We start from the raw sequence: 14,833 nt of genomic DNA, 5'->3' as shown, positions 1-14,833 counted from the left end.
TAATGGCAGTCGGAGAAAATAAAGAACAAATATTAAATGTTAAGATAGAAGATGAAATAAAAACATCTTATTTAAATTATGCAATGTCAGTTATTGTTTCCAGAGCTCTTCCGGATGTAAGAGATGGTCTTAAGCCAGTTCACAGGAGAATACTTTATTCTATGTATGAGATGGGACTTCGTTCTGATAAGGCTTTTAAAAAAGCTGGTAGAATAGTGGGAGATGTTCTTGGAAAATATCATCCTCATGGAGATCAATCAATTTATGATGCTCTTGTAAGACTTGCTCAAGATTTTTCACTTAGATATCCAGTAATACGGGGGCAGGGAAATTTTGGATCTATTGACGGAGACCCCCCTGCTGCTATGCGATATACTGAAGCCAAAATGGAAAAAATAGCTGAATATATTGTTAAGGATATAGACAAAGAGACTGTTAATTTTAAGTCTAATTATGACGACTCTTTAAGTGAGCCTGAGATTATGCCTTCGTCATTTCCGTTTCTTTTGGTTAATGGTTCTAGTGGAATTGCTGTTGGAATGGCTACTAATATGGCACCCCATAATTTAAGGGAAATTTGTGATGCTATTGTTTACATGTTGGATAATGAGGATGCTTCTATATTTGATTTGCTTAAGATAGTTAAAGGTCCTGATTTCCCAACTTTTGGAGAGATTATTTATAATGATAATTTAATTAAAGCATACAAAACTGGCAAGGGAAGTGTTGTTATTAGGGCAAGATATCATATTGAAGAAAGAACAGAAGATAGAAATGCTATAATTATAACAGAAATACCTTATACGGTAAATAAATCTTCACTTCTTATGAAAGTTGCTCTTTTAGCAAAAGAAGAAAAATTGGAAGGACTTTTAGACATAAGAGATGAATCTGATCGAGAAGGCATTAGAATAGTTCTTGAGGTTAAAAGGGGATTTGATCCTCGTGTTATTATGAACTTGCTTTATGAATATACTGAATTTAAAAAGCATTTTAGTATAAATAATTTAGCTCTTGTTAATGGTATTCCCAAACAGTTGAATTTAGAAGAATTATTATTTGAATTTATTGAGCATAGAAAAAATATTATCGAAAGACGTATTGAATTTGATTTGAGAAAGGCAAAAGAGAAAGCACATGTTCTTGAGGGGTTAAATATTGCTTTAAATAATATAGATGAGGTTATTAAGATTGTTAAATCGTCTAAATTAGCAAAAGATGCAAAGGGGAGGCTTGTTTCAAATTTTGGTCTTTCAGAGATTCAGGCCAATTCAGTTCTTGATATGAAGTTGCAAAAGCTTACAGCTCTTGAGGTTTTTAAGCTTGAAGAGGAGCTTAATGTGTTGGTAGGCTTAATAAAAGATTATGAAGATATTCTCTTGAATCCAGTAAGGATTATTAATATTATAAGAGAAGAAACTATTAATTTAGGTTTGAAATTTGGCGATGAGCGTCGAACTAAAATAATTTATGATGAGGAGGTTTTAAAAACTAGTATGTCGGATTTAATGCAAAAAGAAAATATTGTTGTTATGCTTACAAAGAAAGGTTTCCTTAAAAGACTTTCACAAAATGAGTATAAATTGCAAGGTACGGGAGGAAAAGGTCTTAGTTCATTTGATCTAAATGATGGCGATGAGATTGTTATTGCTTTGTGTGTCAATACTCATGATTATTTATTTATGATTTCAAATGAAGGAAAGCTTTATTTAATCAATGCTTATGAAATAAAAGATTCTTCAAGAGCTTCAAAGGGTCAAAATATTGGTGAGCTTATTAATTTGGGAGATCAGGAAGAAATATTAACTATTAAGAATAGTAAGGATTTTGCTGATGATGCTTATTTATTGCTTACAACTGCAAGTGGAAAGATAGCTAGATTCGAGTCTACAGATTTTAAAGCAGTAAAGTCACGAGGCGTTATTGTTATTAAGCTTAATGATAAAGATTTTGTTACAAGCGCAGAGATTGTTTTTAAGGATGAAAAAATAATTTGTCTTTCTAAAAAGGGTAGTGCATTTATATTTAATTCAAGGGATGTTAGACTTACTAATAGAGGTACCCAAGGTGTTTGTGGAATGAAGTTAAAAGAGGGAGATTTTTTTGTCAAAGTTTTGGCGGTTAGAGAAAATCCTTATCTTTTGATTATTTCTGAGAATGGGTATGGAAAAAGATTAAGTATGTCTAAAATATCTGAGCTTAAAAGAGGCGCCACTGGTTATACTAGTTATAAAAAGTCTGATAAAAAAGCGGGTAGTGTTGTTGATGCTATAGCAGTTTCAGAAGATGATGAAGTCTTGCTTGTAAGCAAACGTTCAAAATCTTTAAGAACAGTAGCTGGAAAAGTATCTGAACAAGGCAAAGATGCCAGAGGAATTCAAGTATTGTCCCTTGATAATGACAGCTTGATTTCTGTTTCGAAATTTATTAAATAAAGAATTGGTTTTTCTTATTTAAGAATGTTCCACGTGGAACATTCTTTTTTTTTATTCTTAAATTGTAATTCAATATTATAACCTGTTAAAATTTTGTGTTGTAGGAGGTTCTGATAATATGGATAGAGTTTTTAAAATGATAGATATTCATCTTTTAGATATTGATAATGATCAGCCAAGGAAATCTGTTAGTCTTGTTGAATTAGAAGAACTAAGTATTTCTATAAAAGAAAATGGAATTTTGCAACCTTTAATTGTTTGTAAAGCAAATGACAGATATAAAATAATAGTAGGAGAAAGAAGGTTTAGAGCTGCTAAACTTATTCAGATGACAAATATTCCTGTTATCGAGGTTAATATAAAAGAATCCTGTAGAGATTTTATGCCTTTGGTTGAAAATATTCAAAGAGAAAATTTTACGCCTGTTGAGGAGGCTTATGCCTATAAAAATTTAATGAATAAATATTCTTTAACTCAAAAGGATTTATCTGAAAAAATTGGCAAAAGTAGGGCCTATATTTCAAATTTAGTTAGGATTTTAGATCTTGAGCAAGAAATATTAAATGCAGTACATAGGAAAGAAATTTCTTTTGGGCATGCTAAAGTTATTTTATCCTTAAAAGATAAGCAAGACAGGTATAATCTTTATTTAATGATACTGAAAAAAAAAATTTCTGTAAGAGATGCAGAAAAATATGTTAAAAATTTATACAAATTCCTAGTAAAAAAAAGAGAACTGGAGCAAGATCCTTTTTTAAGCAACATAAAAGAATTTTTATTTGATAAAATCCAAACAAAAATAGATATTAAAGGTAATCAAAATAAAGGCAAAATAGAGATAGAGTATTTTACTTCAGGTGATTTAAGAAGGATTGTTTCTTTTTTTGGCCATATTAGCTAAATTGTTTGTATAATTTAAAGATTGTAAAATATATTTTCTTAATTTTATGAGAGTTTTTATTTTTAGGCATTTGGTATAATACATAAATTTTTTAAGTTTATTTTAAAATTGTTTAGTTTTTATAATAAATATTAGGCTTTAAATGAAGGGCAAAGTTTATATTTTGTTATGTGTAACTAAATTTAAAAGTAAAAAATAATTTAATATTTGAAAAATGAATAGAAAGAATATATAAAATATATTCTTTCTGGTGCAGTGCTAAAGTTAGATAGAATTATTTTTAATATGTTTTATTTTTTTCTTTATTTCTAAAATAGAATGAAAAAATAATTTTAATTTTTCTTGCTTTAATTTGTTAAATTCGATATTTTTAAATTCTTTTATATTTTTTAATATGAAATCCAGCTCTTCTTTTATGTCGTTTTCATATTTTTCTTTTTTTTTAAGTAATGATTTGTGTGTATCCTTTAAATCAAAACTTTTTTTATAAACAATTTTAAATTCTTTTAAAGAATTTATTTTGCCATTTAGAACCTCGGTTTTTAAAATAGAGGGACAAGATTTTTTAGATATTTCATATGATAATGATAAAGGTAATTTTTCTATAGTGAGTTGCTTGTCGGAATTTTCTATAAGCAGATTGTATCTTGATATTAAAGCGTAAACCTTGTCTTTTTTAAATCCCATACTTTTGAACCACTGATAAAAAAGTCCGTTATATTGATTATTTCCTTTTAATTTGTCTTGAGCATCTTTAAGTATCTTTCCAATTTTTGTATAAGTGTTGTTGAAAATATTGAAAATTTCGTATTGTTTTTTTTTTAAAAAATCAGAAATATCTTTATCCAGCTTATTGTAGTCAAAGTTTTTTCTTTCAATTGAGATAATTTCTTTTTTTTCGATATTTTCTAAATTGGTTGAAGATGTTTCTAATTTTTTACCCATTAGAAACATTAAAGTTTCTAAATTGTCAGACATAGTTATTCCTTAATTTTATTTATTATCTCTTTTGAGAGCTCTAAGAAATCTTTTGCAGCATTGCTTTCTTTGTCATATTCATATACAGGCATTTTTGCTTCTTGAGATTTTGAAATGCTTATATTTTTCCTTATTTTTGTATTTAAAAGTTTTTCTTTAAAAACTTTTTTTAATGAGCTTATATATTTTTCTTTACTTTTATTTCTTATGTCGTATTTATTTATAAAAACCCCCGCAATCTCTAAATTTTTATTTATTTGCTTTACAGTATTTATTGTATCTATTAGTTGATTTATGCCTTCAAATGCAAAAAATTCCGTTTCAATTGGTATTAACAAATAATTGCTTGCAATAAGGGCATTTATAGTTAATATTGAAAGTGTAGGAGGGCAATCGATAATAATAAAATCATATTTGTCTTTTTCATACAGCGTTAATGCATTTTTTAAAAAATTTTCTCTTGAAAGCTCATTTATTAATTCTTTTTCTAGCAAAGCCAATTTAATGCTAGAAGGAATTATGTCTAATTTAAAATGATTTAAGGGCTTGACCTTTATTTTTTTATTAATAAGTTCATAACTTGAGTTTTCGGCTATATGCCCTGAGGTGTTTGTGCCGCTAGTAGAGTTTCCTTGTGAGTCAATATCTATTAGAAGAATTTTTTTATCAAGTAGGATCATGGAATAAGAAATATTAATGGCGCTGGTGGTTTTTCCTACGCCCCCCTTTTGATTAATTACAGATATTATTTTCATATAAATTTTCTCTTTTTATTTGGTTTTGTTTTTATATTTTAAAACATAAATGATAAAAATAATAATACTTTAAATTAGTTTTTAAATATTTGATTATTTGACATACATATTATTCTTTATGAAGCTTTAAAATTTCTTGAATTAAGCCATTTTCTATAAAAAATTCTGATATTTTTTGTTTATTTTTTGTTTTGAATTTAATTGAAGTGTTTATTTTGTTTAAAAAGTTTGAATCTATTATTTCTATTTCAAGTTTATTTTTCATTTTTAATAGTAAATTGTATTGGTTGTAAGTTAAATTTAAGCTTAAAATTTCTAATTCTTCTTTTTCTATTATAGATGTATTATTTATAACTTCTTTGGCAGATTTGTAATATGCTTTGATTAATCCCCCTCTGCCAAGCAAAGTGCCTCCAAAATATCGCAATGTGATTATTAAAGTATCAGTTAAATTATTGTGTATTATAGCATCTAGTGTAGGTTTTCCAGCTGTTAAATTAGGCTCTCTGTCATCACTCATTCCATTTAAGAATGAGTTCTTATTTCCAATTCTAAATCCATAAACTACATGCGAAGCATTTTTAAATTTTATTTTATATTTTTTAATAGTTTTATTTATATCGTCTTTTTTTTCAATATTAAAAATATATGAAACAAAGATGGATTTCTTTATTTCAATTTTAGAATTGCTATTATTTTTTGGCACTAATATCATATAACGTAAGTATACTATCTTTTTAGATATTGCAGTATTTATTGTTTATGTATATCATTAATAGTGTTTGTTTTTATTATTGATTGTTATAAATATCTAGAAAAGAGGTAAAAATGATATCAGGCTTGAATCCAACATTAAGGTTATTCAAAGATCATAAAATACTTTATTCCAACATGGAAAGGGGATTAAAGCCCCTTTTAGAAGTAGATAATTTTATTAATAAGTATATCCAGAATAAAGAAGGGCTTGAAATTTATGATAAGGTTGTGGGCAAGGCTGCGGCTGTTATTATTTATAATATAGGGCTTCAAAATGTTCAAGCTGGGGTTGTTTCTCAGCCCGCAAAGGATTTTTTAGAAAGCAGAGGAATAAAAGTGGCTTATAAAAAATTGGTAGAAAAAATAAATGACAGGGCAGAAAGTTTGATTGAAAGCTTGGAAAATCCCGAGGAGGTTTATAAGTATATGATTAAAAGAGGTATTATAGTTAATAATTTATAAATTGTGAAAATAATTGATCCATGTTTTAGCTAGCTATGTGACTTTGAGTATACAGTGATAATTAAGGCTATATTGTATATTAATATTATTAAATTTCCCCAATTTAGATAAAAATTGCTTTTATTATAGTTAAAGATCCAAATTCCAGCATAAACACCCAAAAATCCTCCTATAGAAGATGTAAACATGATTAAATTAGGTTCGATTGTATGTTGATTAATTTTATTTTGATTTTCTTTAGCATCAGACTGTTCGGTAAATTTGCTGTCAATAAAAATCATGGCAAAACCTGCAAGAGTAATGCATAGAAAATAGATCATAAATATTTTTCTAATTAATACAAACATAAGTTTTCCCTTTCTTTTAACTTTTTAATCATTAATACTTAATGATATAACTAAACGTAATACAAAAGCAAGTATTTTGATAGACATATAAAATATAGCTTATATTTTATTTTTATATTTGGTGAATAAAGGGTTTTAGATTTTTATTATTAAAAAATTGTTTTTAATAATATTTATTTTTGTTTTTTGGAGGAATTAAAAGTAGCCATGTTATATATTGTTGGTACGCCAATAGGCAATTTAGAAGATATTACTTATAGAGCAATTGATGTTTTAAAATCGGTAAATGTTATCTTTGCAGAAGATACGAGGGTCACTAGTAAACTTTTGTCGCGATATAAAATTAATAAAAAAATGATTTCTTGTAATGCCGTAACAGAAAATAAGAAGATAGACTTACTATTGGCTTATTTGGCAAAAGGAGATTCTATTGCTTTTGTTAGTGATGCTGGTACTCCAGGGCTTAGTGATCCTGGCAGCTTATTAGTTGCTGCTGCTTTTAGAGAGGGGTATAAAGTTTGTCCAATTCCCGGAGTTAGTTCTTTTAATACAATTGTAAGCGTTAATCCTTTTAGAGATAAATCAGTGTTTTTTGAGGGATTTTTGCCTAACAAAGGTCTTAAAAGATTTAAAAGAATTGCTGAGCTATATAAAAGGGGGGATGCTTTTGTTCTGCTTGAATCTGGTCATAGAATTTTGAAATTGCTTGTTGAAATTTCTTCTGTTAGTTTAGATGCTAAGGTTCTTATTGGTCGCGAGATGACAAAAATTTATGAAGAATATCAAATTGGCAAACCTTTAGAATTAAAAAAATATTTTGAATCGAGCAAGGATAAGGTTAAAGGAGAGTTTACTATTTTAGTCAGTAGAAGTTGCTCACAATAAATGTTTTTTACTTAGATTTTAAAAATTTATTTATTGTTGATTTTATTGTATTGATTTAGTATGTTATAATTAAATTTTAATAGGGGTTTTTATGAAGATTTATTTAGCTTCTCCGTTTTTTACCGAAGAGGAAATTAAACTAAGGGATGAGGTTTTAAAATTTCTTGAAGAGTTCAATTTAGATGTTTTTTCTCCAGAGCATCATGCTGTTAAAAAGATGGGATTGCTTGAGAAGGTTGATGACAACTTTGCAAATAGAGATATAAGAGAGAAGATAAGAGAAGTAGATTTAAAAGAGCTAGTTAGTAGCGATATTGTTTTGGCCTTGGTTAATTATGTTGATGCGGGTACGGCTTATGAGAGAGGATTTGCCTTTGCTAAGAAAATACCAAGTATAGATTTTTTTAAAGATAAACAAGATTCTGATTTTTATAATTTAATGTATAGTGACTGTATTGCAGCTTTTTCTAATTATAAGGATCTTAGGGAAGGAATTTTAACTTTTAAAGAATTGTGGATTAAGTTTAAAGGAGATAATGAAAATTTCAGAACCTTTTTTGATTATTTAAAAGCTAAATTGGGAAATAAATTAAAAAAAATTTTTACAACTTTACCTGTTAATGAAAAATGTGGTTGTTAATGCTTTTAGCATGGTTTGTTAATAAAATTTATTTTTTTATATTTTATGTTAATAAAATAATGAAAAGGTATTGACAATATGTTATTTCTTTTGTTAGAGTATTAAAGGTTGAAATGATTATTGGAAGATGAGAGAAGGGAAGAGTTAAGTAAGGTTAAAAGCCAAAAAGAATAAACAAAACCTGTTAATTTTTTAAATAAAAAATAAGAATAACGAAGAGTTTGATCCTGGCTTAGAACTAACGCTGGCAGTGCGTCTTAAGCATGCAAGTCAAACGGAATGTAGCAATACATTCAGTGGCGAACGGGTGAGTAACGCGTGGATGATCTACCTATGAGATGGGGATAACTACTAGAAATAGTAGCTAATACCGAATAAAGTCAGTTAATTTGTTAATTGATGAAAGGAAGCCTTTAAAGCTTCGCTTGTAGATGAGTCTGCGTCTTATTAGCTAGTTGGTAGGGTAAATGCCTACCAAGGCGATGATAAGTAACCGGCCTGAGAGGGTGAACGGTCACACTGGAACTGAGATACGGTCCAGACTCCTACGGGAGGCAGCAGCTAAGAATCTTCCGCAATGGGCGAAAGCCTGACGGAGCGACACTGCGTGAATGAAGAAGGTCGAAAGATTGTAAAATTCTTTTATAAATGAGGAATAAGCTTTGTAGGAAATGACAAGGTGATGACGTTAATTTATGAATAAGCCCCGGCTAATTACGTGCCAGCAGCCGCGGTAATACGTAAGGGGCGAGCGTTGTTCGGGATTATTGGGCGTAAAGGGTGAGTAGGCGGATATATAAGTCTATGCATAAAATACCACAGCTCAACTGTGGAACTATGTTGGAAACTATATGTCTAGAGTCTGATAGAGGAAGTTAGAATTTCTGGTGTAAGGGTGGAATCTGTTGATATCAGGAAGAATACCGGAGGCGAAGGCGAACTTCTGGGTCAAGACTGACGCTGAGTCACGAAAGCGTAGGGAGCAAACAGGATTAGATACCCTGGTAGTCTACGCTGTAAACGATGCACACTTGGTGTTAACTAAAAGTTAGTACCGAAGCTAACGTGTTAAGTGTGCCGCCTGGGGAGTATGCTCGCAAGAGTGAAACTCAAAGGAATTGACGGGGGCCCGCACAAGCGGTGGAGCATGTGGTTTAATTCGATGATACGCGAGGAACCTTACCAGGGCTTGACATATATAGGATATAGTTAGAGATAATTATTCCCCGTTTGGGGTCTATATACAGGTGCTGCATGGTTGTCGTCAGCTCGTGCTGTGAGGTGTTGGGTTAAGTCCCGCAACGAGCGCAACCCTTGTTATCTGTTACCAGCATGTAATGGTGGGGACTCAGATAAGACTGCCGGTGATAAGTCGGAGGAAGGTGAGGATGACGTCAAATCATCATGGCCCTTATGTCCTGGGCTACACACGTGCTACAATGGCCTGTACAAAGCGAAGCGAAACAGTGATGTGAAGCAAAACGCATAAAGCAGGTCTCAGTCCGGATTGAAGTCTGAAACTCGACTTCATGAAGTTGGAATCGCTAGTAATCGTATATCAGAATGATACGGTGAATACGTTCTCGGGCCTTGTACACACCGCCCGTCACACCACCCGAGTTGAGGATACCCGAAGCTATTATTCTAACCCGTAAGGGAGGAAGGTATTTAAGGTATGTTTAGTGAGGGGGGTGAAGTCGTAACAAGGTAGCCGTACTGGAAAGTGCGGCTGGATCACCTCCTTTCTAAGAGAAAGATAAACTAAGGCTAATTCCATTAACTCTTCCCTGCTCTTTTCTTTTGATAAAAGAGATATTAAAACCAGTGTTATTTTTGTAAGTTTAGTAGGAACTTATGTATTAAATTTTTTATTGTTGATATTAAAGAGCTTTATTAAACTTAAGTTTAGGGTATTTTGGGGGTTTAGCTCAGTTGGCTAGAGCATCGGCTTTGCAAGCCGAGGGTCAAGGGTTCGAGTCCCTTAACCTCCATTTGGTATGTGTCTTAAATTGCGATTAAGCATGTTTTCAAGTACTTTTGCTAAAGTAATTATTTGAAGATGAGCTAGAGGAAGTTAGAATTTCTGGGTTAAAGGTGAAGTCTTTTGATACTAAGAAGAATGATTGGGGGCAAAAGCAAACTTCTTATAAGAATTTACGTTATTTCAATAAATCATAAAGATTATATTTTCCAGAAGTCTTATAGATGATCTACATTGATTCCTAGCTAAAAGCCAGTAATGAATGTGGATTGTTAAGGTGATGTCTGGGGGACAAATCTTGTAACTAGCTGTAGCCTTTGTTATCGTTATCACTATGTAATTACAGGGATTCATATAAGACTTTTGGTTATAATTTGAAGAGTGAGGGCTGTGTTTAAATCATTGTTCTTATCTCTTAGAGCTACGGACGTACTATAAAATGGCCTGTACAAAGCGAAGAGAAACAGTGCTGTGAGGTGAAATGTATAAAGCAGGTCTCAGTCCGGATTGAAGTTTGAAATTCGACTTCATGAAGTTGGAATTGCTAGTAATCGTATATCGGAATGATATGGCTAATAAGTTCTCAGGCCTTGTACACGCCTGCCCTTCACACTACACCCGAGTTGAGAAACCCAAAGCTATTATCCTATCCCGTAAGGAGAGGGTTGAGATAGTTACAAGGCGATTATACTTTCAGTATGGCTGGATTAGCCTCTTTTTAAGAGAAGGATAAATTAAGACTAATTTTATTGACTATTTTTTGTACTTTTATTTTGATGAAAAATTTTTTTAAGTTAAGGTAGATTTTTAGTTTAAAATTTAGAAAAAATGAGCCTTTAGTAAATGCTTAGCGGTATTCATATTTAATTAAGCTTTGTTTAATAGTAAGTACAATTTTAGATTTTAAATCCAATAGAACTAAAATTGTTCATTTTAAAAATTGAGATTATATATTGTATTACAGTATAAGCATGTCTCAATACAGGAATTAAATAAGTTTTTGTTCTAATTAATCATAGCTTAAAACAGCACTGCTATGCTTAAAACGATGGAATACATTGGGACCAGGATGAGTTGAACATCCGACCTCAGGTTTATCAGACCTGCGCTCTAACCACCTGAGCTATGATCCCTTAAGCATATAATTCTTTACAAATTTTATTTAAATCTTATAACTTTGTCAATATCTCTTATATCTTTAAAAGATATAAGAGATATTGTGTATAGGATGTAATTTTACATATTTATTAAAACATGTATTTATTGAATAATTAAATTATTTTAGTTTTTATTTTTATTATGGGCAATATGTTTTTATGTTGTAGATATTTGTTTTGGCAGTATTTTTTTTATTGTTATCTTGTTTTAAAATTGAGTTTATGGATCGACAATTTTTTTTACAGGATGCTACTATTGTTGCAAAGTTATTGCTTGGTAATTTGTTAATCAGAAAAATCAACAAAGAGGAAATGGTTACTAGAATTGTTGAAACGGAAGCTTATATGGGGACAACAGATAGCGCTTGTCATTCTTATGGCGGCAAGATGACAAATCGCACAAGTTCTATGTATAGTATAGGAGGATATTCTTATGTGTATATAATATATGGAATGCATTATATGTTTAACATTGTGACCGCAGATAAAAATAATCCCCAAGCTGTTTTAATTAGAAGTGTAGAGCCCATTTTTCCATTATTGAGGGAGAAACGTATTCTTACCAATGGTCCTGGAAAACTTACAAAATTTTTAAATATTGATTTAACTTTTAATAAAGTTGATCTTATTGGGAATAATGAGCTTTTTTTACAAAGAGGTGTGAATCTAGATTTTAATATAGTTTGTTCAAAAAGAATCAATATTAATTATGCACAAGAAAGTGATATAAGCAAGCTTTGGAGATTTTATATCAAAGATAACAAATTTGTTTCAAGGAGTTGATTTTAATTTAATTATATTTTTTAAAATTTTTTAAAAAATATAATATTATTAAATTTGATTGTTTTATCCTTTAAAAGGAATTTTATTGAGAATAAATTATTTGTGATAGTATGTTTTACAAGAGAGATTTATATATGAATTCTAATTATAAAAGATATAAAATGCTGGTTTTTGACCTTGATGGTACTTTATTGAATAATAATCATGAGATTACTTTTTTAACCCTTGAAGTTCTTTTGGCTTTAGAGAGAGATTTTAAAATAATTATTGCAACCGGTAGAAGATTGAGTGAAGTTAAAAATATTAGGAATCAATTAAAAGAAATTAATATTAATGAAAATTATCTTGTAACAGCGAATGGGGCTGAAGTTTTTTTGCAAGAAAATTTAATTTTTAGGCATGCAATGAGTTATGGCTTAGCAAAAAAAATTCTCAAGATACACACAGACAATGTTGATGTTAATCTTTATACTTTTGATACTTGGTATTCTAATGCATATGTTAAAAGTCCTATTATGAAACATTTTATTAGAGATTTGGGCTTAAATGTTACTATTGGAGATTTGACCAAACTAAACGTTGATTCTGTTTCTAAGATTGTTTATTATTGTGATGATTTGGCAATTCTTAATAAACTTGACAATGAGATTAGGGGTATGGATTTTCAGGATATACGGGTGTTTTTTTCTTCTAAAGATTTATTAGAGGTTACCAATATTAATGCTAATAAATATAATGCTATTAAAAATATTGCTTTTCTTGAAAGCATCCCATTATATAATGTTTTAGCTTTTGGAGATAATAACAATGATTATGAGATGCTCAAAAATCTTGGCAAAGGGGTTTTAATGAAAAATGCCAATGAATTTCTTAAAATTAATTTAGCAAATAACGAAATGACAAGATTTGGTAATAATGAGGATGGTGTTGCTAGATTTTTAATTGATTTTTTTGAGCTTAATATTAAGTATTAATAATTTCTATTCGAATGTTTAATGTATTTGGGTTATTTTTAGTAGAATTTTCTATTTAAAATATAAATTTTTTACTTATAATGTATTTTTGTAAATTTATTTATTAAAACATTGGAATAAGTATTGACATGGATTAAACAAAGATATATATTAGTTTATGTTGCATAAACAAATTGGCAAAACAGAGATGGAAGATAAAAATATGGTCAAAGTAATAAGAGTCTATGGTGAATGCCTAGGAGCTTTAAGGCGAAGAAGGTCGTGGTAAGCTGCGAAAAGCTTGGGGGAGAAGCAAACATTTATTGATCCCAAGATTACCGAATGGAGTAATCCAGCTAGCAAGATGCTAGCTATCTATTATTTAAATAATAGAGGCGATACCAGGGGAAGTGAACCATCTAAGTACCCTGAGGAAAAGAAATCAAAGAGATTCCCTTAGTAGTGGCGAGCGAAAAGGGAGTAGCCCAAACTTTAAATGTGTCAAGCTGCAGAGCGTTGCATTTATGGGGTTGTAGGACGTTTAAGCTTAGTCTGTGATAAGCAAAAAAGTTACAAAATATTTATATAGAAGAATAATCTGGAAAGTTTAACCAAAGAAGGTGATAGTCCTGTAATTTAAATGTAAATATCTTTTTAAAATGTTCCTGAGTAGGACGAGGCACGAGAAACCTTGTTTGAAGCTGGGGAGACCACTCTCCAAGGCTAAATACTAAAAAGCTACCGATAGAGAAGAGTACCGTGAGGGAAAGGTGAAAAGAACCCCGGGAGGGGAGTGAAATAGAACTGAAACCGTAGACTTACAAGCAGTCAAAGCCGTAATTTATTGCGGTGATGGCGTGCCTTTTGCATAATGAACCTGCGAGTTATCATGTCTAGCAAGATTAAAGCATAGAAGTGCTGGAGTCGAAGCGAAAGCGAGTCTTAAAAGGGCGATTTAGTTAGATGTGGTAGACCCGAAGCCGAGTGATCTATTTATGGCCAGGCTGAAGCTTGGGTAAAACCAAGTGGAGGGCCGAACTCTAGTCTGTTTAAAAAGGCAGGGATGAGCTGTGAATAGGAGTGAAAGGCTAAACAAACTCGGAGATAGCTGGTTCTCCCCGAAATGGATTTAAGTTCAGCCTTATTTTAGTTTAATAGAGGTAGAGCACTAATTGAGCTAGGGCCTGTCAAAAGGTACCAAACTCAGTTAAACTCCGAATGCTATTAAATGATGGATAGGAGTGAGACTATGGGCGATAAGGTTCATAGTCGAGAGGGAAACAACCCAGATCAACAGCTAAGGTCTCAAAAATGTGTTAAGTGGAAAAGGAGGTTTAGGTACGTAAACAGCCAGGAGGTTGGCTTAGAAGCAGCCATACCTTTAAAGAGTGCGTAATAGCTCACTGGTCGAGTACTTAAGTGCCGATAATGTAACGGGGCTAAACACATTACCGAAGCTTTGGATCTTAACAAAAGTTAAGATGGTAGGGGAGCGTTCTGTAAGCCAGAGAAGTTAAACTGAAAAGTTTGATGGAGGTATCAGAAGTGAGAATGCAGGTATGAGTAACGAAAAAATGGGTGAGATTCCCATTCGCCGAAAACCTAAGGTTTCCTGGGTGAAGGTCGTCTTCCCAGGGTTAGTCGGCCCCTAAGGCAAAGCTGAAAAGTGTAGTCGATGGGAAACGGGTTAATATTCCCGTACCTCTTATAGTTTCGATGGAGTGACGCATGAGGTTAACTACTGCTAGGCGATGGTTGTCCTAGTTTAAGCATTAAGGTGATGATCTTAATAGGAAAATC

11 protein-coding genes, 2 tRNA genes and 2 rRNA genes are annotated in these 14,833 nt (G+C 31.1%); 10 read left to right on the top strand and 5 right to left on the bottom strand.

Features of this window, described 5'->3' with window-relative positions; all coding sequences use genetic code 11:
• Positions 1-2 precede the first annotated feature (2 nt).
• Complete coding sequence (gyrA, locus tag HNP67_RS00075) at positions 3-2,435, top strand: DNA topoisomerase (ATP-hydrolyzing) subunit A (protein WP_184123813.1); 2,433 nt, start codon at positions 3-5, stop codon at positions 2,433-2,435.
• 118 nt (positions 2,436-2,553) lie between these two features.
• Entirely contained in the window at positions 2,554-3,336 is a 783-nt protein-coding gene (locus HNP67_RS00070; protein WP_184123811.1) for a ParB/RepB/Spo0J family partition protein, read from the top strand.
• Positions 3,337-3,600: 264 nt separating this feature from the next.
• Here the strand turns inward: HNP67_RS00070 and HNP67_RS00065 are convergent, their stop codons facing one another.
• From HNP67_RS00065 to HNP67_RS00055, 3 genes are all read right to left on the bottom strand, one after another.
• Complete coding sequence (locus tag HNP67_RS00065) at positions 3,601-4,314, bottom strand: hypothetical protein (RefSeq protein WP_184123808.1); 714 nt, start codon at positions 4,312-4,314, stop codon at positions 3,601-3,603.
• Between the two features lie 2 nt (positions 4,315-4,316).
• On the bottom strand, positions 4,317-5,069 hold the full coding sequence (locus tag HNP67_RS00060; protein WP_184123806.1) for a ParA family protein: 753 nt from the start codon (positions 5,067-5,069) through the stop codon (positions 4,317-4,319).
• A 109-nt stretch (positions 5,070-5,178) separates the two neighbouring features.
• A complete protein-coding gene (locus HNP67_RS00055; RefSeq protein ID WP_184123803.1) occupies positions 5,179-5,784 on the bottom strand; it encodes a YigZ family protein in 606 nt (201 codons plus the stop codon).
• A gap of 113 nt (positions 5,785-5,897) precedes the next feature.
• Here HNP67_RS00055 and HNP67_RS00050 point away from each other — a divergent pair, with 113 nt between their 5' ends.
• Positions 5,898-6,287, top strand: coding sequence for a DUF1893 domain-containing protein (locus HNP67_RS00050; protein ID WP_002557021.1), 390 nt, complete (start codon positions 5,898-5,900; stop codon positions 6,285-6,287).
• A gap of 29 nt (positions 6,288-6,316) precedes the next feature.
• Here the strand turns inward: HNP67_RS00050 and HNP67_RS00045 are convergent, their stop codons facing one another.
• Positions 6,317-6,634: a hypothetical protein gene (locus tag HNP67_RS00045; protein WP_184123801.1), complete on the bottom strand. Its 318-nt coding sequence runs from the start codon at positions 6,632-6,634 to the stop codon at positions 6,317-6,319.
• Positions 6,635-6,841: 207 nt separating this feature from the next.
• Between HNP67_RS00045 and rsmI the strand changes: the two genes are divergently transcribed.
• The 4 genes from rsmI to HNP67_RS00025 all read left to right on the top strand — a co-directional run bounded on the left by rsmI (position 6,842) and on the right by HNP67_RS00025 (position 10,150).
• The gene (rsmI, locus tag HNP67_RS00040; RefSeq protein WP_184123799.1) at positions 6,842-7,519 is read left to right on the top strand and encodes a 16S rRNA (cytidine(1402)-2'-O)-methyltransferase; all 678 of its coding nucleotides are present in this window, start codon (positions 6,842-6,844) and stop codon (positions 7,517-7,519) included.
• A 91-nt stretch (positions 7,520-7,610) separates the two neighbouring features.
• On the top strand, positions 7,611-8,159 hold the full coding sequence (locus HNP67_RS00035; RefSeq protein ID WP_184123796.1) for a 2'-deoxyribosyltransferase: 549 nt from the start codon (positions 7,611-7,613) through the stop codon (positions 8,157-8,159).
• Positions 8,160-8,368: 209 nt separating this feature from the next.
• Positions 8,369-9,904: ribosomal RNA gene (locus tag HNP67_RS00030) — 16S ribosomal RNA — on the top strand.
• A gap of 172 nt (positions 9,905-10,076) precedes the next feature.
• A tRNA-Ala gene (locus tag HNP67_RS00025) sits at positions 10,077-10,150 on the top strand.
• Positions 10,151-11,199: 1,049 nt separating this feature from the next.
• Here the strand turns inward: HNP67_RS00025 and HNP67_RS00020 are convergent.
• Positions 11,200-11,273 (bottom strand) — tRNA-Ile (locus HNP67_RS00020).
• Positions 11,274-11,519: 246 nt separating this feature from the next.
• Here HNP67_RS00020 and HNP67_RS00015 point away from each other — a divergent pair.
• The 3 genes from HNP67_RS00015 to HNP67_RS00005 form a co-directional block, all read left to right on the top strand.
• The gene (locus HNP67_RS00015) at positions 11,520-12,080 is read left to right on the top strand and encodes a DNA-3-methyladenine glycosylase (RefSeq protein WP_184123793.1); all 561 of its coding nucleotides are present in this window, start codon (positions 11,520-11,522) and stop codon (positions 12,078-12,080) included.
• Positions 12,081-12,214: 134 nt separating this feature from the next.
• On the top strand, positions 12,215-13,054 hold the full coding sequence (locus tag HNP67_RS00010; RefSeq protein WP_184123790.1) for a Cof-type HAD-IIB family hydrolase: 840 nt from the start codon (positions 12,215-12,217) through the stop codon (positions 13,052-13,054).
• A 204-nt stretch (positions 13,055-13,258) separates the two neighbouring features.
• A 23S ribosomal RNA gene (locus HNP67_RS00005) occupies positions 13,259-14,833 on the top strand; the annotation flags it as partial.

Origin of the sequence: Borreliella californiensis (assembly GCF_014205885.1) — a bacterium.
GTDB lineage: Bacteria > Spirochaetota > Spirochaetia > Borreliales > Borreliaceae > Borreliella > Borreliella californiensis.
The sequence above is the reverse complement of the archived record's forward strand: the minus strand, read 5'-3'. Positions and strand labels throughout refer to the sequence as shown.

Excerpts from the sequence above, each read along its gene's own strand:
- gyrA (WP_184123813.1), top strand. The coding sequence starts at position 3 with ATGGCAGTCGGAGAAAATAAAGAACAAATATTAAATGTTAAGATAGAA.
- HNP67_RS00070 (WP_184123811.1), top strand. The coding sequence starts at position 2,554 with ATGGATAGAGTTTTTAAAATGATAGATATTCATCTTTTAGATATTGAT.
- HNP67_RS00065 (WP_184123808.1), bottom strand. The coding sequence starts at position 4,314 with ATGTCTGACAATTTAGAAACTTTAATGTTTCTAATGGGTAAAAAATTA.
- HNP67_RS00060 (WP_184123806.1), bottom strand. The coding sequence starts at position 5,069 with ATGAAAATAATATCTGTAATTAATCAAAAGGGGGGCGTAGGAAAAACC.
- HNP67_RS00055 (WP_184123803.1), bottom strand. The coding sequence starts at position 5,784 with ATGATATTAGTGCCAAAAAATAATAGCAATTCTAAAATTGAAATAAAG.
- HNP67_RS00050 (WP_002557021.1), top strand. The coding sequence starts at position 5,898 with ATGATATCAGGCTTGAATCCAACATTAAGGTTATTCAAAGATCATAAA.
- HNP67_RS00045 (WP_184123801.1), bottom strand. The coding sequence starts at position 6,634 with ATGTTTGTATTAATTAGAAAAATATTTATGATCTATTTTCTATGCATT.
- rsmI (WP_184123799.1), top strand. The coding sequence starts at position 6,842 with ATGTTATATATTGTTGGTACGCCAATAGGCAATTTAGAAGATATTACT.
- HNP67_RS00035 (WP_184123796.1), top strand. The coding sequence starts at position 7,611 with ATGAAGATTTATTTAGCTTCTCCGTTTTTTACCGAAGAGGAAATTAAA.
- HNP67_RS00015 (WP_184123793.1), top strand. The coding sequence starts at position 11,520 with ATGGATCGACAATTTTTTTTACAGGATGCTACTATTGTTGCAAAGTTA.
- HNP67_RS00010 (WP_184123790.1), top strand. The coding sequence starts at position 12,215 with ATGAATTCTAATTATAAAAGATATAAAATGCTGGTTTTTGACCTTGAT.